Raw genomic sequence first — 20,775 nt, 5'->3', positions numbered from 1 at the left:
GGATTCTCTTGTTTAGAATGCAATCGAACTATCTGTAAAAAACAGAACAATTCCATGTATTTATCTAACCGTTGAATATCTGGCGTCTCAAGTCCAGTTTTTGTCCATGAAAAAATACTTTCAATTCAAAAGTTTAACATGTACTAATATTATTCCAAATTGATATGGGTACCATTAAACAGGTAATTGTAGTAAGAAAGGATCTCGGAATGGGTACTGGAAAGATTGCTGCCCAAGTGGGGCATGCATGTGTCCTAGGTGCAGAACATGTAAGAAAATCTCATAAGGAGTGGTATGATGCATGGCAAGAGTCTGGTCAAGAAAAAGTAGTGCTCAAAGTTTCAAGTTTATCCGAATTGGAAAATGTAAAAAAACATGTAATTACTCTTGGTCTTCCGTGGTCAGAGGTAACTGATGCAGGTCATACCCAGATTGCACCTGGAACGGTAACCTGTATCTCTATAGGGCCTGCTCCAGAAGATACAATTGATAAGGTTACACAAAGTCTAAAACTGCTTTAGATTTGTTTTTCACGATCTCTTACTTTGGCATCAAATGTAGCTGTTATGTTTTGTCCGGGCTGTGCGTTGCATGGCGGTATCTTTATGACAAAATGATCATGAGTCTCAACATAACAACCATTCTGGTCTGATGACTTTACGGTAACTTGTTCCGTTACCATGTTGGGAATAAGATTCCAAAATGGAAAAACTGCTGTAGTCATAACTACAATTGCCGCTGCAATTCCGCCAAATATGAGCAGTCTCTCATTCATACATCTGTCGAACGTAATCCCGTATTTAGCATTATTGCGTCTATTGAGACCTTGTTTACAAAAAGTGGGAATATTAGAAATCCTCTTAAATCCTCCAGCCTCGAGGAATTCTATGTTCGTAGCTGTAGTTGAGATCCAACTAAAAAGCGGTGTAGAGGAAGAATTCAAAAAATGGGTAAATGAATCCAACCACGATCTTGCCAAGTTTGATGGATTCATTAACCGAAGACTGCTGGCAACTCGTACTGGCAAACATACCATATTGGTAGAGTTTGAGAGTCAGGAAAAGTTTGAAAAAATGCATCAAACACAGGAGCATTTTCGAATTCAATCAAAGGGACATTCATACATGCAAACCCCACCTAGGCCCATGTTCTATGAAGTAGTTGCCAATTGACGCCTCTGGCTATACATCACAAATAATGGATCTTCATGTGATTTTTGTACATTGTCTCAAATTGAGTAACATATCCACAATGAACACATGAAAAAAACTGGTCAGTGACACCTTGTGGCGGTACATCTATCTTGTATCCATCAAGTGCGACTACTGAAATTACATCATTTTTCTGTATTACTGCAAAATGTCTTTCACATCCTAGTGACGCAAGGAACATTTTGATTGCCGTGATTACGTTTGCCGCATTGATCTCCTCGTCTTCTATTGGGGCAAGCATAAACTCACGTGATTTTAACGCAGGAACTGCACCCACTTGGTCAGAAGTATAAACAGCTAGTGTTGATTTTATGGGAAGGATGTCTCTACAGTTAACAGTGATCATATTGTATGCCAAGGCGGCACTTTATTTTAGTTTAACAAAATTCTTCCCATTGAGAAGCTTTCTTCAAAACTGAAAAATTGCTCCTGTAGAGTATCTCTCTTTTGCCTGCCTCATTTATGGTGCCAATTCTACGTATTACCTTGTAGTCAAGTAGTTTCTGCATCTTTCTATATGCTGTACTTGTAGGTATGTCGCATTCTATGCAGAGCTGAGTTGTAGATTTTGGGGCGGTCATAATTGATTTTAGTATCATCCTGTTGGCTTTATCTGACAAGAGATCTTGCATCATCTCCTCGTTAATATCTCCAATCTCAAGCATTACTCTTAATTTTGTTTCTTTGATTTAATGGGTTACTTAACAAAGTTAACTAGCCTTTTTGTACATGCTATCTTCCAGTGTTTTAAAATAAAAATCTAATACAAAAGATCTTTGATCTGTTGCCTTTGAAATAATCTGTAGCAAAACAAGGGCAAAGATTTAGATAAATAACTTGATGAAGTTCTGTCAGTGGCTGACATATATGAAAATGCCGCAAATGACTTTCTTGAACTTGCAAGCGAACAACGCCTGAACATAATCTTCAAACTTTTAGAGAAAAAATCCAAGATTTCAAACATGGCAAAAGAACTACATGCTACGGTTCAGGAAGTTCATAGGAATTTTGAGCGGCTTGCATCTGCAGGGTTGATTGTAAAGGATCGTGATGGCATGTATGATCTTACTACCTATGGCAAAACAATATGTACGCAGGTTCCGTCCACTGCTATTTCTTTCTAAGAACAGGAAATATTTTGAAAGTCACGACTTTGGAGATATTCCAATGAAGTTTATGCAAAGAATAGGTGCACTTGCAGGCGGACAACAGGTTAAAGGATTTGTCAAGGTACTAGAGCAGTGGAAGTCAATTTATAAAAATGCAGATGAATTTGTTTATGAGATTTTTACCGAAGTGCCACTTGATCTAATAGAGCCGCTTTTGATCAAAGTAAAACAGGGAATAAAACTACATTACATCTTTTCAGAATCTGTCATAGTTCCAAAAGGCAGACGTGACCTGCTCAAAAAATTAGGTATGAAATCTTTACTTGACAAAGGTCTGGTTGAGCGAAAAATGAGAGCCGGTACAAATGTGATTGTAGTATTAAATGAGAAAGAAGCATGTGTTGGTTTTCCAACCATGGATGGTATCACCGATATGCGTGAGATGTTTTACAGTGCAGATCCTCTGTTCCACGAATGGTGCTTGGATTATTTCAGATATTGCTGGTATAACTCTGACTTGTTTCAGGAAAGCAAAATTCAAGAGTAAACAGTATAAATTTAATCTGTAACATATTCTGAAATATCATTGTTTGACTTTACTGCCAAATATTTGCGTTGCATAAATTGCAAGTCTGATCTATCAACTGAACCACTGATATCTGATGATGAGCTGCAGGAGGGATTTCTCAACTGTGTAAAATGCGGTCACAGTTATCCAGTGATATCATCAATACCTTTCATGTTGGACAATTTTTCGTCATACTTATCAATTCGGATGACTTTGGGAGGACAGCTGATGCTAATGGCAAAGTCTCAAAAGATGAAGTCATTTGTAAAGTCTGCCCTTGGAAAAATATCTCCCACATCAAAGGATACTTCAAATCTTGAAAGAAATTGGAGTGGGATTTACAAACGTAGTACGGGCTCAAAATTTTACGCTCATGTTAAAGATTTACTTCAAAAACTGCCTAGATGTGATTTGGTGTTGGAACATGGGTGTTCAATAGGACATGTAACACGAGAATCTGCAAAACAAAACTTGCATGTACTTGGAATCGATAAATCATTTTACGGAATCCTGGAAGCAAAGAAGAATCAGAGGAAAAATTCTGATTTTGTGGTGGCTGACTCGCTGAACGCCCCTTTTGGGAATAGAAAGTTTGATCTGGTAATTGCCTTAAACTTGCTTGATATTGTTGAACCGACAGAGCTTTTGCGCACTGTTTCGCGTCAGACTAGAAAGTTTCTCGTATTGTCTGACCCATATGATTTTGAACGAGGAAAAGATTCGGTAAAATCAAAAACAGGCCCAGAAGAGTTAAGGCTGCACTTGAGGAATGCAGGATTTAGATTAATTCAGAGAACAAATCGCCCTAGTTTTATTCCATGGAAATTAAATGTAAATTCAAGACTGAATCTTAACTATAAAGTAGATCTGATTGTTGCGAAAAAATAACTAGACTTGTACATCTGGGACGCGCTGGTTGATCATCTTGGATAGTCCTCGCATATAGTTTTGGGCAAAAGTAGTTACAGGCTGGGAAGAATACCATATGCATCCCAACACTTCACAGTCATGACATGTCTTTGCAATCTCCCACTGTGGTGCGCTCCATATTTCATCCACGCTCTTTTCAAGCAGGTTGTATGTGTTCTCAGGTTTGCTATACTTCCAACATGGCACCATGACTGTGCCATTTCCGTTTACAAAGATGCTTTTCCAGACTCCGCACTCGTCATATACTCCGCGTCCATGCTCGATTATCTGCTCAAAGTACTGTGGAGGTATCATCACTTGAGGGTCTTCTTTACTGTGTATGTGTTCTAGTACACTCTGGCAAACCTTCACAATGGTCTCCCTGTCGGGAAGCAAGGAATAATCCACATCTGATCTGTCTTCTACAAATGTAAGAGAAACTGAACTGACACCGAGCTCTTTTGCCCTCTTAAAATATGACTTGTCAATGAATTCTTTTGTGTTAAACTTGGTTATGACCGAATTAAAATAATGTGGAACCTTGTGATCTGTCAACAATTGCAAGTTTTGCATTACGCGCTGATACATCTGCGGCGTAACTCCGCGAACTTTGCAGTAGGATTCCTCAAACACAGAATCTATGCTGCATGTGATAAACTGGATGTAGTTTTTCAGCTCATCAAGATCAATTGTATGCAACAATGAACAGTTTGTAATCAATGTAATTGGCAATTTGAGGCCGTACACATACCGCACGAAGCTCCATGAAATCCGGCCTGCTTGTAGGCTTCTCCTCCCTCTATTATGGACCAAATGCAATATTGTGCAACTTTGTCAAAAATCTGCTTCCATTGATCAGTTGTTAGGTCGTTTTTGCTTGCAAGTTTTATCTGGCCTTGCTTGTCTGAATCCCCAAATGGACACATGGGACAGTAATAATTACAATAATGGGTAAGACTAAAAACTGCAATTATGGGCCTCCTTCTTCCTACCGCTCTATTCAAAGACCACTTGCCCACTCTGTTGATTGTCCTAACTACGTCTACTACCACAGTTCTGGTTCTATTCTAAATCTATTAAAATCTTGTAATCACATGACCTGTTTTTAAAAAGGGTTTTTTTGAGTTAATTTATTTAAAAGCAGAGCCTAGCGTTCACATGCGATCTTGGATTTATCTGACACTTGTCTCTGCCATCATTTTTACAATATCTACTATACTCATACAGGAAAATGTTTTCCAAACTGGACACAATTCGTCTTTTGTATTGTCAAGTTCTGCATTTGAAAACAGTGGAACAATTCCATCACAATATACGTGTGACGGCAACAGTATCTCGCCACCACTTGAAATATCTGGTGTTCCACAAACTGCAAAAAGCCTTGCACTAACTGTTGTCGATGTTGATGCGCCAAAGGGACCATTTACGCATTGGGTAATGTGGAACATTTCTACTAATGAGGCCTCATTTTCTCCAGGTGAAGAGATGATATTTCCTCAAGGGGTTACAAGCGCTGGAACGCATGGCTACAAAGCACCATGTCCTCCGTCTGGCACACACCGGTATTTCTTTACACTCTATGCCTTGGATACTTTGCTTGATCTTGATCAGAATTCGACAAGAAGTGATCTGGAACAGGCCATGAATGGACATGTCATAGACAAGACTGAGCTGATGGGAATGTATTCTAAAAGCTGATTTTCCTACATATTGTATTTGTGTGAGGCAAATCTACACTGACCAAAAGTTATAAATGTGCATGGTAGAATACAAAATGCGCGGCTATGACATTAGCCTTGAAATAAAAAATTTCTAAACCGCATCGCTTGATGCTGATAATGTCTACCTAATGGAAATTAATGGGTAGACAAATGAACACAAAAATCAAAACCAAAAAAACAAGAATAGCTTCATCAATAACAGACATCTCGCTTCTGTCATACGTCAAAACCAATAGAATCTTTAAAGACATTCTTGTAGTTAGTGCCATTATCTCTGTATTGTCTAGCTTGTATCTGATGCATGGTACAGCATTTGCACAAACTGAATCTGGCAACTCACTAGTGGTAGCAAAAGGTGTCTCTTCAGACGGTTCGGTTCACGTTACAATAACCTCTACACAAATAGAAGCAGACCAACCACTTGCTCTGCAAATAGCATTCACTGATCCTCATGGAAATCTGATTCCGTATGAACATTATGGCATAAGGGCACAACAGATGGATAGCAATGGCATGCTGTTGCTTTCAAACGAGTCTGCCCTTGCAGTCAATGGAAAAGACATACAGGTTACAGGTTCATTACAAAATGTAAGTCCAATCAACTTTCAGGTGCAACTACAAGGTGCAGGCATGCCAGACACCAGCATCACTGAATGGACCGGACCAAATGAGATAGTTGAGATAACCATTGGCCAGAAATACAGCTATCACACTGCAGTATCAGAAGCTCCTGCAGAAACAAATCAAGTAATTACCATCCCATATGGCGCATATGATCCAAACTACAATACTGCCGCGCCAACTTGGTACCAACCACCGTTTGTCACAATAAGTGTGAATCAAAGTGTAACTTGGATAAACCAAGATAAAGAGATTCATACTGTAACAAGCGGCAAGTCTGCAGGGCGAGCAGGCCTTATTGGAAATAGCGTAGGGCTGCCAGATGGTCTTTTTGATAGCGGAAACATCAACATTGGACAATCGTGGACCCACAAGTTCACACAAGCAGGTACATTTGAGTACTTTTGTACAATACATCCCTGGATGCAAGGTTTTGTCATAGTGCAGCAAGCACAACCCGTCCCTACCGATGCAGAAGGACATGAAGATTACCAAGTTTCCCATTGTGCGCCTCACTCAAGACAGAGCATATGAAATGGACCTTGATTGGGAGCCTCACTACATCACAACAGGGCAAAAGATTACCTTCGTATACCAGATCTATGACAACATCAAATTTCTGGCAATACCTGCTCACTATGTATTTACAATTACCCAAAATGGACAACAGTTGTACAAGGTTGATGACTCGACACAGTATGGAGGCGCATACCAGTATTTCCAATTTGACAACCCAGGTCCTGTGACATTTGAGTTTGACGATGTTGCTCATACGGGACAGTCGGTGCAGTATTCTACTATAGTTAAACAAGGAAACTCTAGCATGAGCAACATGAACATGCCAATAGTAGAACCTGCAAGAAACTTGGAGATCTCGTGGTGGCTTATGCCTATGTTCTTTGTACCTGCTGGGATAGCTATAGCAGGGGTATACTTCCTTAAGATCAAAGGAAAAAGATCAGAAAAAAGTGTTCAAACTATACATAAAAGCAATAAGACGTTTGAGAAAAAATCACCCATATGATCTCTGGTGACTAGGTAAGACATGTAGAGAATTGATATACAAATGAGCAAAAAAATCAAAACCCAAAATGTAGTTAATTTAAGTAACCAATGCGCTAGTCAGGTATGAAAATGATAGAACTGGTATTTCTTGCAGTGGGTGGAGCGGCTGGAACTTTCCTAAGGTATGGTATCACAAAATCTCCATTGCTACTTGGTGCATTACCCGTAAACGTATTGATTGTAAATGTAATTGGAAGTTTTATTCTTGGTGCATTTGCGGTCTTTTCGCAACAATGGAATCTTGATGAAAAATATGCATTGCTTGTAGCAATAGGGTTCTGCGGAGGACTAACAACCATGTCATCATTTGCGCTTGAAACTTCAAATCTAATTGATAACAAACAATACATCATAGTCGCAGTTAATGTCATGACTAATGTAGGATTGTCGCTTGGAGCAATATTTGGCGGCAGGGCTCTAACGAGTGTTATTCTAGGAGGGGGATTTAGATGAGAACTCTGGACATGTGGTCTCTTGTGATAAGGATAAAGCGTAATGATACATTCAAAGGAAAACGCGTTCATAACATGATATTGGATATTCTAAAGAAAGGGAACATCTCAGGAGCTACTGTGTGGACAGGAGTCTCAGGGTATGGTAAGCGCGGAAAATCAAATTTCCAAATAGAGGGAATATCAGTTAACATGCCGTTAATAATTGAGGTAATAGATGATCTAGAAAAAATCGAGAGCATATTGCCAGAGATTAAAGAAATTATTGGAGATAACGGACTTGTTACTGTACATAAAACAGGCGTGGTATAGTACAACTCGATAAAATCTGTCTTGTCTGTTTATTGTACCGTGTCATGTAATGTATAATCTGTTTTTGATGCAACTCCACAAGATATTTTACTAGTTGCCAATTCTCACAAGTAAAATGAAATCGATCAACTATACGTTACTTGGAGATGAATCTGTAGCCAAGGATTTTGGCAAAAAAGGGACTGCCACTGATATTACCATATATGATAAAAAAGACGCAGGATTTGTAAAGACATGGACCATACCTACGGGGTTTCCAGAAAAGATTCCTCCACTTCTTCAGGCAATAAACATGGGGGAGTATGTCATTTTTCATGTATCCAAGCTTGACAAGTTTACAGGTGAGCAGATTGTAGCCCTTGATGTGCTCAAAAAGAATAAGGGCTTGTTAACTCACTCTTATGAAGGTAGATAGAGAAAAACTCCTCTTGATGATAAAGGGAACTGTTGTGGAGCAATACAAACTGGTGGAACTGTCAGATCTTAAAAAAGAAATGGATTCCCTCGAACCAGTATCTCATGAAGGAAATGCACGAATTCCAATTGATCATTGTTTTGATGTAAAAGGTGTAGGAACAGTCATACTTGGCAAAGTTGCTCAAGGCAAAATCAAGGCATATGACAAGCTCAAGCTGCTGCCAAAAGGAGACGAGGTCGTGATAAAGTCAATCCAGATGCACGATGATCCGGTAGAAGAGGCAGTATCCCCAGCACGAGTCGGGCTTGCTGTTAAGGGAATTGTATCAGATGATGTTCAAAGAGGAGACCAATTGTGTATAGGGGATGAAGTTACTATATCACAAGATATCGCACTGGATTACTTGCAAAATAAATTCTTCAAGGATAATCTGACAGAAAATCAGACATTTCTTGTCAATATAGGCTTGCAGACAAGGGCTGCCAAAATAGTCTCTCTTAAACCAATGAAACTTTCGCTCAACAAACCTGCATCATTTGTGAAAAATGATATCTGCGTAATTCTAAAACCTGAATCGCAGACAATACGTATAGTGGGAAGCGGACAGATTATCACGTAATGGTATGTAGTGTAGACATACCTGTTTAGATCAACTGTTTTTACCGTTTCCTCTCAAATTCTTTTTTCAACAATCTTATGAGTTGGATACACGTATGTAAAATGTGAATGAAACCCAAGTATACTCCATGACACAAAATTCCGGACAGATTTACGAACAAAACTGGCCGCAAAACGGACAGAGTTTGTTTTGGTTAAATATTTAACTGGATTGATGTCTTGCATTGAAAAATAGAACATGACATGAACTAAAATATCTGTAAATGACACGGTTGTCATACATGGCTAATTTTGATATGGTCGCCTTTATCTCGTGGTCATCTATTACAGCTATCTCTGTTATCGTAACAGGGTTGGTCTATAAGAAATTTGCAAAAAGAGACAGAAATGAATCACCTCCGGCTTGAGAAAAAAGGCTTACGTGGATTAGCCATTGCAGAGAGCTTTCGTGAGACTGATTTAAAATCAAAATTGGCAGGAGTTGTCATGCGTAGGGATTTTGTAATTGATGGATTTGTTTTTGGTAGTGCCACAGTTGAGGGAGACGATGCAACTGATGTTATCATATCAATGTATGAAAAGCTAGACCGTGATGATATTAGCTTCATTTTGGTCTCAGGACTGATTATTTCCATGTATAATATAGTTGACATGAAAAAACTCTGGAAAAATACCAATATGCCAATTATCGGTGTCACCTATGAAGAGTCGGATGGAATAGAAGATGCAATCAGACACCATTTTCCAAATTCCTGCGAATCAAAAATAAAACAGTACAAAAATCTCGGTACAAGGACCAAGGTATCGTTGCACACAAAACATGACATTTACCTCCGGGTGGAAGGATGTGACATGAAAGAAGCAAAAAAACTACTTGACGCATTTACGTTGCAAGGCGCAATACCTGAACCATTAAGAGTCGCACAAATTCTTGCCAAGGCAGAACTTGATTTGAAATCCTGACCCTACTTTCGTTCTTCCTTGCTTACAACCCATTTGCTATTTGTTAATCGCGAAGATGTAAACTCGATCTGTCCTATACACGCGATCTCCCTTTCGAACAATTCCGTATTCATTGCGTGATGACACCTTGATGACCAACCGTATTGGAGTGTATCCGCCTTCTATGACCTTTATTCTAAATCGTTTGCTTGCTTTGATGACCAAGTCACGTGCAATCTTGGAACCGCCAATCCATGAAAACATCTCAAAATTGCCAAAATTTTTGGTTGATATCTCATAATCGTACAGCCTTGCCTCGAATTTCAAATCTAACTTCTTTGCCTCTTCGTTCATCCAGTCTACAGCCTGCTTACCGTAGCCTTTTTCAATTCCAAAAGATTCTGCATCTGCCAATTTTTGATCCTAATTGTAGGACGGTTGAATATAATTCAAAAGTGATCATGTCAGATATATTAATCACAAAGTACTCTGAGAAAATAGTTGCCCAGAACTGCCTCCAGACATAAGAAAAGCCATAGAGTCTAACTGGAACGAATATCTTTCAAAATATGCCAATCTCTTTTCTTCAAACTATGTGGAAGGATCCAGTCCGCCTTCAGTTTTTGTCGGCTCTTACGGGTATCCAAAGGTCTTGGTAGGGCCAATGGTGCCCCCAGTTCATGGCAACACGCTAGTTATGGACTTGCCAGAGTCTTGGCTTGGAAAGAGTCTGGAGGATATCGTAAACTATAGGCTATCGCTGGTAAGAGGAATCCAAGCAGTTCAGATAAAAGAGCCTCAGGGAAGATACATTGAAAGTTTACAAGAGCTTGCCATGTCGTCCCAGTCAACTGATTCTGAAGTGGAATTTGTAAAAAATACCCGTCCAACTTTATTTGTAGATGGAGAAAATGCGCCTTTTGGTCCAGTTGGTGAAATAAAGACTGCCAAGTTTTCAAATTCGTCTTCAGACAAGAACATTCAGAAATTGTTTTATGACAAGGACATTTTGGCACAAGATGCAGTGCTTGAACTCTACAATCGTGGTATTGAGGTAAGCAAAATTCAAAAATGTTTCAGTATTGGAATGTTTGGAAAAAATAGAAAACTTGTACCTACAAGATGGAGCATAACTGCAACCGATGACATGATTTCAAAATCCATGGTTGAACAAATAACAAGTTTTTCTGAGATTGACAGCTGCCGTCTTTTCACCTATGAGCATCTCGGTAATTTGTATGCAGTAATTCTGTTTCCAAGTAGGTGGATGTTTGAGATGCAAGAGGCATGGTACGATCAGGAAGGAAACATAGGATTTGGGTCTGATTTTGAAGACATGAAGGGACTTTCCCATTATCCAGAGACTGCGGGGGCCCATTTTGCATCACGTCTTGCAGTTGCAGAATATCTTTTGGCAGCCAATGTCCAGGCAGGAGTCATGGTACTTCGAGAGATAAGGCCTGAATATGCAGTTCCTGGTGGGTGTCTGGCAAGTAAGAGAAGGAGTCAGAATGGCGCTAAAACAAAAACCAGTCATGGTATACACTTTTGAGCAAGGCCTAGATCTTGCATGCAAAGGTATGAGCGTAGACAAGAAAGAATGGCTGGCAAGAAGTAAATTGCATAAAGCAAGAAATCAAAAATCGATAAAAGATTATTTCTAACTGCTAGAGTTTTTATTGAACACGTTTTGAGTCTAATTGTTGCAAAACAAAAGTATGATTATTGCCATAGCGATCATAGCATCGCCGATAATGTTTGCGTTGGCAGTATTCCCAGATACGTTCAGTCTTGGTTGGAACCAAGGCAGGGGAGGACTTCTCTTTGCATTGGCATTTATTGCAGCAGAATTAATAGGCATAAAACTTGAGATCCCAAAGAAAAGGCTTTTTGCTGCAATTCCGTTAGCAGGAGCGGCCATTGTATATTTGGTAGCCATTGAATTTGGCCTCAAAAATTACCTTGCTACAATTGCGCCACAGTTTCATGTCTTATTGTTAGATTCGTGGGACTGGATGTGGGACTTTATCGTATTTGCAATTTTCTTTGTAGCTACACTGACCATACTTTTTGGCAAGAGGTGGATAAGAATATCGCCAGCAGGCCCAATCTATGCCGCTGGTACTGCGATAATTCTATCACTTGATGCATTCTTTCCGTATGACTCACTTGGTCCATTACAGTATGTTGTACCTTATCTTGTAAAGTTAGATGTATTTTTGATAACAACCTTTAATCTGGGAATTGCCAGTGCACACGGAAACATCATGTTCCTAAGTGGTGATCATGGCCCCTTTGCACTTCAGGTGTTCTGGCCATCCGCAGGAGTTCATAGTATGATAATCTATTCTCTTGTCATGATGGCATTTTTGCTAAAGATGAATATTCCAAGAAACAGAAAGGCCGTTTATTTTGCACTTGGAGTAGTTGGAACGGTCGGAGTAAATGTAATCAGAATCCTGTCTCTTTCGCTATTTGTACTCAAAGTATCTACTAACGTAAATGAATTTCAATCGTTTCATGGTATTGCAGGCGAGATAATGTTTCTGCCGTGGCTCTTTGTCTTTTTACTCATTGTCACATATGTGGAAACAAAGCGATTAAAAAAAAATGAAATAAAAATTGCAGAACATGAATACGATAAAAATCAATAGAGAAGTAAATCAGGGAACATACGAAATAGAAGATATTTTTGATGGGTTAAAGGAAGTTGAAATTTTACGCAAGATCTTTGGCTCAAACACAGAACTTGATGATGTCTTTTCAAAGACAAAGGTAATTGTGGACACAAGCAGTCACTATATGCACGTAAAAAATGAAGATGCCACAATTGTTATTGGATTAAACCACCTGAAAAACTCTGACAAGATAATTCTCTATCTTGACATTGTACATGAACTTGTACATGTAAAACAACAGAGACAGGGTCTAGACTTGTATGATAAATCATATTCATATGTGGACAGGCCAACTGAAATTGAGGCCTATATTGTAGCCGTTGAAGAGGCAAAACGACTAGGCATGAAACATCATGAGATAATAGATTATCTGCAAGTGGAGTGGATTACTCCTGATGAGCATAAAAGACTTGCAACACATGTAGGGCTTGAACATTAAAAAAATCTTGTAATGTTCACTTGTCCTGCAACTTCTGAAAAATCAGAAACTTTTACGCCCAGTCTTCTGATGAGCAGTCTTTGATCCTCTAGGGATTCTTTGAGCAATTGAAGTGCAGTTTTTTTCAATTCTTCCAAACTGGACGTTGGGTTTTTCAGCATTCTGGACTTTGTTCTGTTTGACAGATCCTCTTGGACAAATTGTATTCCTACTGACTTGAAAACAAGATTGTCTCTTACAATTGCTTCATGCACGTCAGAACAGAGTTGTTCCAAGTCTCTTGATAAAAACTCAAAATCTTTTGTGTCTTGCTTTAATGTTATGATTCTGCTATATTGTATGGGCTTCTGCTCTTGGAGATACCGGTTCATCATCAATTCCCCTTGCTGCATTGTAAATGTAGGTTCCAGTCTTTCGTCCAAACAGGCTGTTAAGCGAGAACACGTCTAATCTTCTCAGATCTGATATTGTCTGGAGGCTCATTTCATGGAATTTTTCTTCAGATTTTTTCCCAATTCCTGGTATGACCTTGATTGGTAGTGGATCAAGAAAAGACTCGATTTTATCTGGCTCTACTACTGTAAGGCCGTCCAGGTTTTTTAAAATCAGAAGCTATCTTTGACACAAGCTTGTTTGCTGAAACTCCGACAGTTGATGAAAGTTTTGTATTGCCGCGAACCGCATTCTTTAATTGCTGGGCAAGATGTGCGGCATTTGCAAAGTTGCCTTCTGTTCTTTTTGTAACGTCAAGATATGCCTCATCTCGTCCTACGTATTCAAAAACATCTGCATATTTTCTAATCAAATTCATCACATTCTCTGAAATCTCTGAATAATAGTCAAAATCTGTAGGAAGAAATGTTGCCTCGGGTACATTCTCAAGCTTTCTTTTTGCAAATTTTATGGGCATTCCGGATTTTACCCCGTATCTTCTTGCTATGTAATTGGCAGTTGCTATGGCCCCGCTGTCGCCCCCTCTGTCAGAGAATACGCATACGGCAACCGGCTTTGTCTTCAACTCTGGGGTTCTCAATTCTTCGCATTGTGCGTAAAAATAATCAAAATCAATGTGGAAGACGACTCTGTGACTCACAAGTTTTTCTAGTGTGATTTTACTTATTACATTATTGTAAAGCGATTTTATACTGTTCATTAAATGAATTAATTCATTTTTTCATTATATTCTGGTATGACTGGCAAGTGTGAGCGTCTTCTTTTTCAAATTACATCTAAATACCGATCTTATTGATAAATATCATGAGCTATCCTGTCTCAATAAACGAAGAAGGAATCAAACTACAGCCGGAGAAAATGGATGTTGATAAACCGTATTATTGCATTTACCAAGAGAAAGTGATGCTTTTTTTCAAGGACAAAAACGACCTTCTAAATTGTTATGAAATAGAAGAAAAAGAAATTGTTGATGAAGTAAAACAGGCAAAATTGGAAGATATCGATAATATCATTGAGAAATACGTAGAAAAAAAGAATCTTAACCATTAAATAAAACACAAAAAGAGTTGGTCTGTGCCAAGACCGCCAAATATTGTCTTCATCGGCAAAAAACCAATTCTTACCTATGTGAATGCTACTTTGACATTACTTGCAAATGAACCTACTGTGACAATAAAGGCAAGGGGCAAGAGCATGACTGCGGCAGTAGATGTCTCACAAATGATAGTTAAGAGAATGAACGCAGTTGGTTACAAGGTCAGTGGTGTGAGAATTTTTTCAGAAAAAATGGAATCAAAGGACGGAAAAGAAAGAAACGTATCAACAATTGAGGTTGATGTTTCTAAACCTGAAGATGGTTAGCAAGGCCCTCAAGTATTCCTTGGCTATCGTATTGTCTGGTGTTATTGCAATAGTTGTATTGTATAACGTTGGATTTGTAGATAAATGTCCGCTAAAACAAATAGACATTGAGGGTAATCTAAAAAAATATGATCAAACAAAAGATCCAGAATTATGTGCTCAATTAAATGACAAGATATCACAATTTGATGATTCATGTAAAGGCAATCTGGAAATACTTGATTGTGGTTAACGAGCAGCTTGGGCTAGAAAGTTTATCCCAAAATAAACCAAAACTCCGCTTAGCGCAATCATGAAAATCTTGTAGTTCTTCGTTGAGAGAATCTTTTTTCCGCGGCTAGACAAAAATCCGACTGCTCCTAACCACGCATAGTCCATCCATATGTGAAATCCGAACATTATGCCAATTCCAACAAATGAGTATAGCAGTATGGCATCAGAAATTAATTTGAAACCTATCGTAATCCACCAAATCAAGAAAAATGGATTGAGCGCACTCAATAGAATTCCTATAAAAAATGGACCATGTTTTGGTAAATTGTCAGAATTTGTTTTTCTCAAAGTGGTCCTAATCTGTAATCCTGCAAAGACAAAGAGGCTTATGGCACCAAGTATGGAAATGTATTCTCTGAACTGAGGAAATACAGTAAAGGAAACTGCGCCAATTCCAAGTAATATGACAAGCGGAAGCTCAACCATTGTATGTCCAACAGCCATTTTGATTCCTGTTTTCCATCCTCCTCTTGTTCCGTATGCGACATTTGCTGCAAAAAGGGGTCCTGGCGACATGACACCTGAAACTGAGATTGTAATGACTGTTAATGCAAATTCTAGTAGTGTAGTCATGTAGACATTTCAGTATCTAGTAAGCAAAAATTTTTGATGTGGGCTCTATCTTGCTTGCTAAAAAATCCAGTACCTCTTCTGCATTATACATGTAAAAGAATTCATCAGTGCCGTTTTTTGATATGTTAACACAATATCTCCTAGACGTTTTGTTGATGAAAACAAATCCTATCTTGTCTTCAATCCTTATTCCCTCGTCAGAATCTAGGACTCTAAGATATTTTGGCAGACTATTTTTTGCGATCTCTCGCTCTTGATAGCTCATCCGTAAATTGCATCTCGTAGTGGACCTGCGTCTTGCTCTGTTTGTTTCAAACTCTGTTCGATGTTTTCTGCTTCACTCATTAGAGTTCGGAAATCACATGCTACGCCTGGAACAAGCTTTGCCATTGCCATGCAAATTTCTGCACCTGCTCTAAAGTCTGGTCCTGTTTCTTGACCTTTGTACAAGAGGACTATTACGTTAGTTTTTGTAATGGCACCTTCGTTCAACAAAATTCCGGGAATGCCGGGGACTGTACCGTTTTTTAGTATTGGAATTTCTGAATCCGATAATCTCTTCTTTGCATTTTCAGTACTGGCAACTCCTATGACAAACGGTTTTTCATCTGTTTTTACTGCAGAGCTGCTTACTATGAGAGAACATTTGTGTTCGTTTGCCCAATTTAGCATGGTTCTTGCCACTTCTCTGTGAAGTGATTCATGAGGAGTCAGATATGATGAAAATACTGCTACTTTGAGATCCTCGTTTACAATTATTCTTGCAGGAAAGTTAGGTGCCTCATCTCTTACAATGCTGATGGGAGGAAAAAGATCTGAATCAAGAACTCCGGCCAATTCAAATTTAGATGTTGTATTTATCAAAGATTCTGTGGCTATGGCATTTGCAAGTCCAGCATAAGGAAAGCCATCGACTACAAAACCTCCTTCTATATTGATTGATTTTAATTCTCTGACACTTATTTCATTACCCATGAATTGTCATCGTACTACATCCTTTTAAATCATGGATATCATTTTATGTGTCAAATTCCATCGATGGCTCAGTGAACGATAACGAACACGTCATGATCAAGATTTTCAATTCCTTTTCCTCAAATAAAGATAAGTTTGAACCGTTTGAGAAAAATATGGTAAAGGTATTCATCTGTGGTCCGACATTGTATGATTATACCCACGTGGGCCATGCTAGAATATTTCTCACATACGACCTTTTGTGTAGACATTTGCGGGAACGAGGATATGATACTGATGTTCTAGTAAACATGACTGATATTAATCAAAATGTGTTCAACAAAGCAAAAGATGAATCAAAAGATTACCATGTAGTTGCTAGATTCTATGCACAGAAGTTTGCCGAAGATCTAAACATATTGAATATCAAAAGCGTAAACCGATTTGCATATGTTTCAGATTATGTCGAATACATGGAAAGCCACATATCTCAATTGCTGGAACAAAAAATTGCATATTATGCAAATGGCAATGTCTATCTTGATATATCAAAAGATAGAAAATATGGAATGCTGTCAAAACAGTCACGAAACCAGCTCCAACTTCACAGGCTGGATATAGGACCTAACAAGAAAAGCCAAGAAGACATTATGCTGTGGAATTGCTCTGATGATTTTGGATTCTCATGGAAAAGTAAGTTTGGGAGTGGAATCCCATGGTGGCATATGCAAGACACAACTGTAGCATTAGAAAATTTTGGCGCAAATTATGATATACACGGTGGGGCAAGAGAACTATTGTATCCTCATCATGAGGCACATCTTGCTCAATACAAGATGTTTTCAACATCTGAAAATCCAGTCAAGATGTGGATGCACGTGGGTCTTGTTCTCTCAAATGGCGAAAAGATGTCAAAGTCTCTTGGCAATGTAGTATGGTCAAAAGATCTGGCACAAAAATATGGACAGAATCTACTCCGTCTCTACATTTTCTCAACTCATTACCGTGAAGATGTCAATTTTGATGAAAAACAAATTATTGAAAGAAGACAGCTCTTACAAAAAATTAACATTACAGGAACAAAAACATCTAAAAAAACTGATTCTGAACTCTCCGTACTAGTTGAGGCATTTTTTGCTGCATTGGACGATGATCTAAATTCGCCTAAAGCGCTTGAAATATTTGAAAATATTTGCTCCAAGGTAATTGCAGGAAGTAATATAGGATATGATGATTTTCAACGAATATGTCAAGTGCTGGGAATAGTACTCTAATATCACGGCTAGAAGAAATAGGGAACTCTTTCACTGGTTTATGGGCAAGCTCAGAAACTCTCAAATGTGGTACACTCTTTTTTAATCCAGATCTTTCAAATGATATATTTTTTGACAAACTCACAAACATAACTTGCGTCAATAACAAAATGCTAGATGATGCTCTGGCGCTTTTTGCTAAACGTAATACAACTCCGTATGTTTATACGTTGAATTATCCTGAACTTGAAGAAATTCTACTCAAAAAAAACTTTAGACTCTATGATGTTCAACACGTTCTTGCAAAAGTGCCTGATTCGTCAAGAACCCCAAAAGTTCGTACGATATCTAGCGATGAATCCATGATATGGTCAAAAACGTTCTGCGATGCATATGACTGCCCTGATTGGCTCAGGCTAGTAGACCGTATTGTAAAAAAATCAGCCTCCTCTGTGGGTTACTTTGTTGATGACTCTATTAGCTCCTGTGTTGCACTGTATGAAAAAAATTCCATATTGGGACTTTATTGTCTTGGAACCATACCTGGCATGAGAAAGAAAGGCCTTGCAGCTTTGTTAATTGATTTTGCCCTCAGTGAAGTAAAGAGACGTAATCTGGAATTACTCATGCTTGAAACGTATCAGAAAGATGCTCTACTTGATTTCTATTCAAAACTGGGCTTCAAAGAAATTTATCAAAAAAATATCTATACTATTTGATCCTAGAAAGCAGTGCTAAATATAGAAAAGGCAGAATTGTTGTTGCCTCTGCATGTATTGTTGTCTGTTTTGCATTCTGGGTTACCTTGCCCCATGAAATTGCTTCTCTTACCAGTGCTCCGCTCAGACTGCCGTCAAACTCTTGTGCAGTCGTGATGTATACTGCATAGTCCAATCCCTCTCGATACTGATTCCACCATAATGTATGGTGCTTTGATATTCCTCCGCCTATCATTAGAGCGCCAGATTTTTTTGCCTTGAAAATTAAACCTGACAACAAATCGCCATCTGATGCTACATTTAGTCTAAAGTCATTGTGTTTTTGTGTAAACATCCAAATCTGGCTGCCCACCGCACCGTCCATTATCCCGGGAACTATGACAGGTATGTTGTTTTTGTTTGCCCAATACAGAAAAGAATCTTCTCCAAGATTGTCACCTATTGCCTTGCATACATCATGTGTTGACATTTCTTTTTTTCCACTGGCATATTCTTTTTCTAAAAATGCTTGAACTTTTTCTTCAATTAGAGGACCATAACTTTTCAATGGTACCAGAACATTTCCGAGTCGATGAATTTCCTTGTCTGCCAACTCGCTATCGTCTAGAGTAAACGATCCTTCTAGATAATTTGAAAAATGTCTTGCAATGTCATGGTCAAGTGCACCGCAAGTAGTTATGATAACATCGCACATTTTGTTCTTTACCATGTCAGTAATTACTCCTCTAAGGCCCGTGGATACAACTGCACCAACAAAGGACAAAAACTTCAAGCAGTCTTTGTCTTCTATCATTGAAGTCAGAATATTCAATCCGTCTGCTAGATTTCTTGACTCAAAACCACCTGACTTTGACATTTGCTCAAAAATAGAATCTACAGAATCATCTTTTTTAATTGAGATATCCTTTACAGGTCTGCCGGAATTTATCACACGTCTAAAGTCCAATCTGGGATATAAAATCCTCTGCCCTTGAGAATCACAAGTAATTAATATGTAGGTATAATTTGGTAGCTATCGATTAAGTTGGGAAAGAAGATCAAGATTGCTATAGCCGGTGTAGGCAATTGTGCTTCTGCACTCATTCAAGGCGCAAAATATTATACAGATAATCCAAATGATGTCATAGGACTTACTGCTTACAACCTGGGCGGATACGAGCCAGGGGATATCGAAGTGGTAGCAGCATTTGATGTTGCAGATACAAAGGTTGGAAAAGATATCTCAGAGGCAATATACGCAAGACCTAACAACACAATCACTGTTGCCGAAGTGCCGCGCACGGGTATCATAGTACAACGAGGGCCCACAAAAGATGGTCTGGGACGACACCTCAGTCGAATAGTTACCCCTTCGCCAGAACCAGAGGTCAATGTCAAAAAAGTATTGCAAGACACTGGGGCAGAAATGCTTGTAAATTATCTTCCTGTTGGAAGCACGGAAGCTGTGAGAAATTATGCAAGTCAGGCACTTGAGGCAGGCATAGGATTTCTTAACGCCATTCCAGTGTTTATTGCATCAGAACCCAAGTGGCAGCAAATGTATGCAGAAAAAAAGATCCCACTTGCTGGAGACGATGTGATGAGCCAACTCGGAGCTACTGTAGTACACAAGACACTTGTGAAGCTTTTCGTAGATAGGGGTGTATTGATTGACGGTACGTATCAGCTGAACATTGGTGGAGATATGGATTTTTACAATATGCTCGATGAAGAGCGTCTTGAGGACAAGAGGATAAGCAAGACAAGTGCAGTAAAAGCAATGGCAGATTATGATATACCAATGAGAATAGGTCCAAGTGACTATGTCGACTTTATTGATAATGAAAAGATCTGCTACATAAACATAGAAGGCAAATACTTTGGCAAGATCCCAATCAAACTCGATCTAAAGCTCAAGGTAATTGATGCGTATAACAGCGCAGGAATTATGATCGATGCTATACGTGGATTGAAGATAGCACTAGACAGAAAGCTATCTGGACCAATGACTAGCATCTCATCTTACTGCTTCAAGCATCCCCCGATACAGATGCCATACACTGAGGCAATGAATGCCTTTACAGAATTTGTCGAAGGTAAACGCGACAAATAGTCACACATTGTAATTATTGTTAGCCTAGTCAAT

At 38.8% G+C, this 20,775-nt stretch carries 31 protein-coding genes, 2 pseudogenes and 1 riboswitch; of the genes and pseudogenes, 22 read left to right on the top strand and 11 right to left on the bottom strand.

The features are described from left to right. The first annotated feature begins 164 nt into the window (after positions 1-164). Positions 165-521 carry a peptidyl-tRNA hydrolase Pth2 gene (gene pth2 / locus DYY67_RS02870; RefSeq protein WP_166390599.1) on the top strand — a complete coding sequence of 119 codons (357 nt, stop codon included), beginning with the start codon at positions 165-167 and terminating at the stop codon, positions 519-521. Here pth2 and DYY67_RS02865 read toward each other — a convergent pair. Continuing rightward, entirely contained in the window at positions 518-775 is a 258-nt protein-coding gene (locus tag DYY67_RS02865) for a hypothetical protein (protein WP_166390597.1), read from the bottom strand. The genes pth2 and DYY67_RS02865 overlap by 4 nt on opposite strands. A gap of 112 nt (positions 776-887) precedes the next feature. On the opposite strand from DYY67_RS02865, the gene DYY67_RS02860 reads away from it, so the two are divergent. Further along, on the top strand, positions 888-1,172 hold the full coding sequence (locus DYY67_RS02860; RefSeq protein ID WP_166390595.1) for an antibiotic biosynthesis monooxygenase family protein: 285 nt from the start codon (positions 888-890) through the stop codon (positions 1,170-1,172). A gap of 16 nt (positions 1,173-1,188) precedes the next feature. Here DYY67_RS02860 and DYY67_RS02855 read toward each other — a convergent pair whose 3' ends face one another. Next, positions 1,189-1,569, bottom strand: a complete 381-nt coding sequence (locus DYY67_RS02855; protein ID WP_255492696.1) for a C2H2-type zinc finger protein — start codon at positions 1,567-1,569, stop codon at positions 1,189-1,191. A gap of 19 nt (positions 1,570-1,588) precedes the next feature. After that, positions 1,589-1,876 carry a winged helix-turn-helix domain-containing protein gene (locus DYY67_RS02850; protein ID WP_166390593.1) on the bottom strand — a complete coding sequence of 96 codons (288 nt, stop codon included), beginning with the start codon at positions 1,874-1,876 and terminating at the stop codon, positions 1,589-1,591. Positions 1,877-2,065: 189 nt separating this feature from the next. On the opposite strand from DYY67_RS02850, the pseudogene DYY67_RS02845 reads away from it, so the two are divergent. Further along, positions 2,066-2,867, top strand: a pseudogene (locus tag DYY67_RS02845) (helix-turn-helix transcriptional regulator). Between the two features lie 255 nt (positions 2,868-3,122). Then, positions 3,123-3,776, top strand: a complete 654-nt coding sequence (locus DYY67_RS02840; RefSeq protein WP_166390591.1) for a class I SAM-dependent methyltransferase — start codon at positions 3,123-3,125, stop codon at positions 3,774-3,776. On the opposite strand, the gene DYY67_RS02835 is transcribed toward DYY67_RS02840, so the two are convergent. After that, positions 3,777-4,553, bottom strand: coding sequence for a hypothetical protein (locus DYY67_RS02835; RefSeq protein ID WP_166390589.1), 777 nt, complete (start codon positions 4,551-4,553; stop codon positions 3,777-3,779). Then, a complete protein-coding gene (locus tag DYY67_RS02830; protein ID WP_166390587.1) occupies positions 4,514-4,849 on the bottom strand; it encodes a hypothetical protein in 336 nt (111 codons plus the stop codon). The genes DYY67_RS02835 and DYY67_RS02830 overlap by 40 nt, the downstream gene beginning before the upstream one ends. A 106-nt stretch (positions 4,850-4,955) precedes the next feature. Here DYY67_RS02830 and DYY67_RS02825 point away from each other — a divergent pair, with 106 nt between their 5' ends. The 8 genes from DYY67_RS02825 (at position 4,956) to DYY67_RS02795 (ending at position 9,967) form a co-directional block, all read left to right on the top strand. Then, on the top strand, positions 4,956-5,495 hold the full coding sequence (locus DYY67_RS02825) for a YbhB/YbcL family Raf kinase inhibitor-like protein (protein WP_166390585.1): 540 nt from the start codon (positions 4,956-4,958) through the stop codon (positions 5,493-5,495). Between the two features lie 73 nt (positions 5,496-5,568). Continuing rightward, positions 5,569-5,649: riboswitch (Fluoride riboswitch) on the top strand. 7 nt (positions 5,650-5,656) lie between these two features. After that, a complete protein-coding gene (locus tag DYY67_RS02820; RefSeq protein ID WP_166390583.1) occupies positions 5,657-6,673 on the top strand; it encodes a cupredoxin domain-containing protein in 1,017 nt (338 codons plus the stop codon). Continuing rightward, positions 6,621-7,163, top strand: coding sequence for a hypothetical protein (locus DYY67_RS02815; protein WP_166390581.1), 543 nt, complete (start codon positions 6,621-6,623; stop codon positions 7,161-7,163). The genes DYY67_RS02820 and DYY67_RS02815 overlap by 53 nt, the downstream gene beginning before the upstream one ends. Before the next feature lie 110 nt (positions 7,164-7,273). Beyond that, positions 7,274-7,657, top strand: coding sequence for a fluoride efflux transporter CrcB (gene crcB / locus DYY67_RS02810; protein ID WP_255492695.1), 384 nt, complete (start codon positions 7,274-7,276; stop codon positions 7,655-7,657). Beyond that, positions 7,654-7,968 (top strand): DUF190 domain-containing protein, encoded by a 315-nt coding sequence (locus DYY67_RS02805; protein WP_166390577.1) that lies wholly within the window; start codon positions 7,654-7,656, stop codon positions 7,966-7,968. Before crcB ends, DYY67_RS02805 begins: the two co-directional genes overlap by 4 nt. 115 nt (positions 7,969-8,083) lie before the next feature. After that, positions 8,084-8,383: a hypothetical protein gene (locus DYY67_RS11455; protein WP_320415937.1), complete on the top strand. Its 300-nt coding sequence runs from the start codon at positions 8,084-8,086 to the stop codon at positions 8,381-8,383. Beyond that, positions 8,370-9,005, top strand: coding sequence for an EF-Tu/IF-2/RF-3 family GTPase (locus DYY67_RS02800; protein ID WP_320415936.1), 636 nt, complete (start codon positions 8,370-8,372; stop codon positions 9,003-9,005). Before DYY67_RS11455 ends, DYY67_RS02800 begins: the two co-directional genes overlap by 14 nt. A 386-nt stretch (positions 9,006-9,391) precedes the next feature. After that, complete coding sequence (locus tag DYY67_RS02795; RefSeq protein WP_166390926.1) at positions 9,392-9,967, top strand: endonuclease dU; 576 nt, start codon at positions 9,392-9,394, stop codon at positions 9,965-9,967. A gap of 36 nt (positions 9,968-10,003) precedes the next feature. On the opposite strand, the gene DYY67_RS02790 is transcribed toward DYY67_RS02795, so the two are convergent. Further along, positions 10,004-10,360 carry a hypothetical protein gene (locus DYY67_RS02790; protein WP_320415935.1) on the bottom strand — a complete coding sequence of 119 codons (357 nt, stop codon included), beginning with the start codon at positions 10,358-10,360 and terminating at the stop codon, positions 10,004-10,006. Positions 10,361-10,541: 181 nt separating this feature from the next. Here DYY67_RS02790 and DYY67_RS02785 point away from each other — a divergent pair, with 181 nt between their 5' ends. From DYY67_RS02785 to DYY67_RS02775, 4 genes are read left to right on the top strand one after another with little or no spacing between them, the layout of a single operon-like run. Continuing rightward, a complete protein-coding gene (locus tag DYY67_RS02785; RefSeq protein WP_320415934.1) occupies positions 10,542-11,498 on the top strand; it encodes a hypothetical protein in 957 nt (318 codons plus the stop codon). Beyond that, entirely contained in the window at positions 11,413-11,610 is a 198-nt protein-coding gene (locus DYY67_RS11450; protein WP_320415933.1) for a hypothetical protein, read from the top strand. The genes DYY67_RS02785 and DYY67_RS11450 overlap by 86 nt, the downstream gene beginning before the upstream one ends. A 36-nt stretch (positions 11,611-11,646) precedes the next feature. Next, positions 11,647-12,600 carry a thaumarchaeosortase gene (gene artG, locus DYY67_RS02780; protein WP_255492694.1) on the top strand — a complete coding sequence of 318 codons (954 nt, stop codon included), beginning with the start codon at positions 11,647-11,649 and terminating at the stop codon, positions 12,598-12,600. Continuing rightward, positions 12,578-13,063, top strand: coding sequence for a hypothetical protein (locus tag DYY67_RS02775; protein ID WP_166390575.1), 486 nt, complete (start codon positions 12,578-12,580; stop codon positions 13,061-13,063). Before artG ends, DYY67_RS02775 begins: the two co-directional genes overlap by 23 nt. Here DYY67_RS02775 and dinB read toward each other — a convergent pair. Next, positions 13,060-14,156, bottom strand: a pseudogene (dinB, locus tag DYY67_RS02770) (DNA polymerase IV). The gene DYY67_RS02775 and the pseudogene dinB sit on opposite strands and share 4 nt — an antisense overlap. Positions 14,157-14,320: 164 nt before the next feature. On the opposite strand from dinB, the gene DYY67_RS02765 reads away from it, so the two are divergent. From DYY67_RS02765 to DYY67_RS02755, 3 genes are read left to right on the top strand one after another with little or no spacing between them, the layout of a single operon-like run. Next, the gene (locus DYY67_RS02765) at positions 14,321-14,566 is read left to right on the top strand and encodes a hypothetical protein (protein WP_166390573.1); all 246 of its coding nucleotides are present in this window, start codon (positions 14,321-14,323) and stop codon (positions 14,564-14,566) included. A gap of 24 nt (positions 14,567-14,590) precedes the next feature. Further along, positions 14,591-14,878 carry a DNA-binding protein gene (locus DYY67_RS02760; protein ID WP_320415931.1) on the top strand — a complete coding sequence of 96 codons (288 nt, stop codon included), beginning with the start codon at positions 14,591-14,593 and terminating at the stop codon, positions 14,876-14,878. Continuing rightward, positions 14,871-15,110, top strand: a complete 240-nt coding sequence (locus tag DYY67_RS02755; RefSeq protein WP_166390571.1) for a hypothetical protein — start codon at positions 14,871-14,873, stop codon at positions 15,108-15,110. Before DYY67_RS02760 ends, DYY67_RS02755 begins: the two co-directional genes overlap by 8 nt. Here DYY67_RS02755 and DYY67_RS02750 read toward each other — a convergent pair. Genes DYY67_RS02750 through DYY67_RS02740 form a run of 3 tightly spaced genes read right to left on the bottom strand, consistent with a single transcriptional unit; the run spans position 15,107 to position 16,699 of the window. Next, positions 15,107-15,724 (bottom strand): LysE family transporter, encoded by a 618-nt coding sequence (locus tag DYY67_RS02750; RefSeq protein ID WP_166390569.1) that lies wholly within the window; start codon positions 15,722-15,724, stop codon positions 15,107-15,109. The two genes, DYY67_RS02755 and DYY67_RS02750, sit on opposite strands and share 4 nt — an antisense overlap. Positions 15,725-15,740: 16 nt before the next feature. Then, on the bottom strand, positions 15,741-15,989 hold the full coding sequence (locus DYY67_RS02745) for a hypothetical protein (protein WP_166390567.1): 249 nt from the start codon (positions 15,987-15,989) through the stop codon (positions 15,741-15,743). After that, entirely contained in the window at positions 15,986-16,699 is a 714-nt protein-coding gene (locus tag DYY67_RS02740; protein WP_166390565.1) for a proteasome assembly chaperone family protein, read from the bottom strand. Before DYY67_RS02740 ends, DYY67_RS02745 begins: the two co-directional genes overlap by 4 nt. Before the next feature lie 71 nt (positions 16,700-16,770). On the opposite strand from DYY67_RS02740, the gene DYY67_RS02735 reads away from it, so the two are divergent. Both DYY67_RS02735 and DYY67_RS02730 read left to right on the top strand, forming a co-directional pair. After that, positions 16,771-17,952, top strand: a complete 1,182-nt coding sequence (locus DYY67_RS02735; protein WP_166390563.1) for a class I tRNA ligase family protein — start codon at positions 16,771-16,773, stop codon at positions 17,950-17,952. A gap of 149 nt (positions 17,953-18,101) precedes the next feature. Continuing rightward, positions 18,102-18,650: a GNAT family N-acetyltransferase gene (locus DYY67_RS02730; RefSeq protein ID WP_166390561.1), complete on the top strand. Its 549-nt coding sequence runs from the start codon at positions 18,102-18,104 to the stop codon at positions 18,648-18,650. On the opposite strand, the gene DYY67_RS02725 is transcribed toward DYY67_RS02730, so the two are convergent. Next, positions 18,643-19,581, bottom strand: a complete 939-nt coding sequence (locus tag DYY67_RS02725; RefSeq protein WP_166390559.1) for a deoxyhypusine synthase — start codon at positions 19,579-19,581, stop codon at positions 18,643-18,645. The genes DYY67_RS02730 and DYY67_RS02725 overlap by 8 nt on opposite strands. 93 nt (positions 19,582-19,674) lie before the next feature. On the opposite strand from DYY67_RS02725, the gene DYY67_RS02720 reads away from it, so the two are divergent. Next, positions 19,675-20,742 (top strand): inositol-3-phosphate synthase, encoded by a 1,068-nt coding sequence (locus DYY67_RS02720; RefSeq protein ID WP_166390557.1) that lies wholly within the window; start codon positions 19,675-19,677, stop codon positions 20,740-20,742. Positions 20,743-20,775: the final 33 nt, after the last annotated feature.

Source organism: Candidatus Nitrosotalea sp. TS, from assembly GCF_011319465.1.
Classification (GTDB): domain Archaea; phylum Thermoproteota; class Nitrososphaeria; order Nitrososphaerales; family Nitrosopumilaceae; genus Nitrosotalea.
The sequence above is the reverse complement of the archived record's forward strand: the minus strand, read 5'-3'. Positions and strand labels throughout refer to the sequence as shown.

Bases quoted from the DNA above. Each gene is read 5' to 3' on its own strand.
- DYY67_RS02775 (WP_166390575.1), top strand. From the start codon at position 12,578: ATGAATACGATAAAAATCAATAGAGAAGTAAATCAGGGAACATACGAA.
- DYY67_RS02795 (WP_166390926.1), top strand. From the start codon at position 9,392: ATGAATCACCTCCGGCTTGAGAAAAAAGGCTTACGTGGATTAGCCATT.
- DYY67_RS02730 (WP_166390561.1), top strand. From the start codon at position 18,102: ATGCTAGATGATGCTCTGGCGCTTTTTGCTAAACGTAATACAACTCCG.
- DYY67_RS02820 (WP_166390583.1), top strand. From the start codon at position 5,657: ATGGGTAGACAAATGAACACAAAAATCAAAACCAAAAAAACAAGAATA.
- DYY67_RS02860 (WP_166390595.1), top strand. From the start codon at position 888: ATGTTCGTAGCTGTAGTTGAGATCCAACTAAAAAGCGGTGTAGAGGAA.
- DYY67_RS02765 (WP_166390573.1), top strand. From the start codon at position 14,321: ATGAGCTATCCTGTCTCAATAAACGAAGAAGGAATCAAACTACAGCCG.
- DYY67_RS02850 (WP_166390593.1), bottom strand. From the start codon at position 1,876: ATGCTTGAGATTGGAGATATTAACGAGGAGATGATGCAAGATCTCTTG.
- DYY67_RS02825 (WP_166390585.1), top strand. From the start codon at position 4,956: ATGCGATCTTGGATTTATCTGACACTTGTCTCTGCCATCATTTTTACA.
- DYY67_RS02740 (WP_166390565.1), bottom strand. From the start codon at position 16,699: ATGGGTAATGAAATAAGTGTCAGAGAATTAAAATCAATCAATATAGAA.
- pth2 (WP_166390599.1), top strand. From the start codon at position 165: ATGGGTACCATTAAACAGGTAATTGTAGTAAGAAAGGATCTCGGAATG.
- DYY67_RS02840 (WP_166390591.1), top strand. From the start codon at position 3,123: ATGGCAAAGTCTCAAAAGATGAAGTCATTTGTAAAGTCTGCCCTTGGA.
- DYY67_RS11455 (WP_320415937.1), top strand. From the start codon at position 8,084: ATGAAATCGATCAACTATACGTTACTTGGAGATGAATCTGTAGCCAAG.
- DYY67_RS02815 (WP_166390581.1), top strand. From the start codon at position 6,621: ATGAAGATTACCAAGTTTCCCATTGTGCGCCTCACTCAAGACAGAGCA.
- DYY67_RS02865 (WP_166390597.1), bottom strand. From the start codon at position 775: ATGAATGAGAGACTGCTCATATTTGGCGGAATTGCAGCGGCAATTGTA.
- DYY67_RS02750 (WP_166390569.1), bottom strand. From the start codon at position 15,724: ATGACTACACTACTAGAATTTGCATTAACAGTCATTACAATCTCAGTT.
- DYY67_RS11450 (WP_320415933.1), top strand. From the start codon at position 11,413: ATGCAGTTCCTGGTGGGTGTCTGGCAAGTAAGAGAAGGAGTCAGAATG.
- DYY67_RS02800 (WP_320415936.1), top strand. From the start codon at position 8,370: ATGAAGGTAGATAGAGAAAAACTCCTCTTGATGATAAAGGGAACTGTT.
- DYY67_RS02755 (WP_166390571.1), top strand. From the start codon at position 14,871: ATGGTTAGCAAGGCCCTCAAGTATTCCTTGGCTATCGTATTGTCTGGT.
- crcB (WP_255492695.1), top strand. From the start codon at position 7,274: ATGATAGAACTGGTATTTCTTGCAGTGGGTGGAGCGGCTGGAACTTTC.
- DYY67_RS02745 (WP_166390567.1), bottom strand. From the start codon at position 15,989: ATGAGCTATCAAGAGCGAGAGATCGCAAAAAATAGTCTGCCAAAATAT.
- DYY67_RS02805 (WP_166390577.1), top strand. From the start codon at position 7,654: ATGAGAACTCTGGACATGTGGTCTCTTGTGATAAGGATAAAGCGTAAT.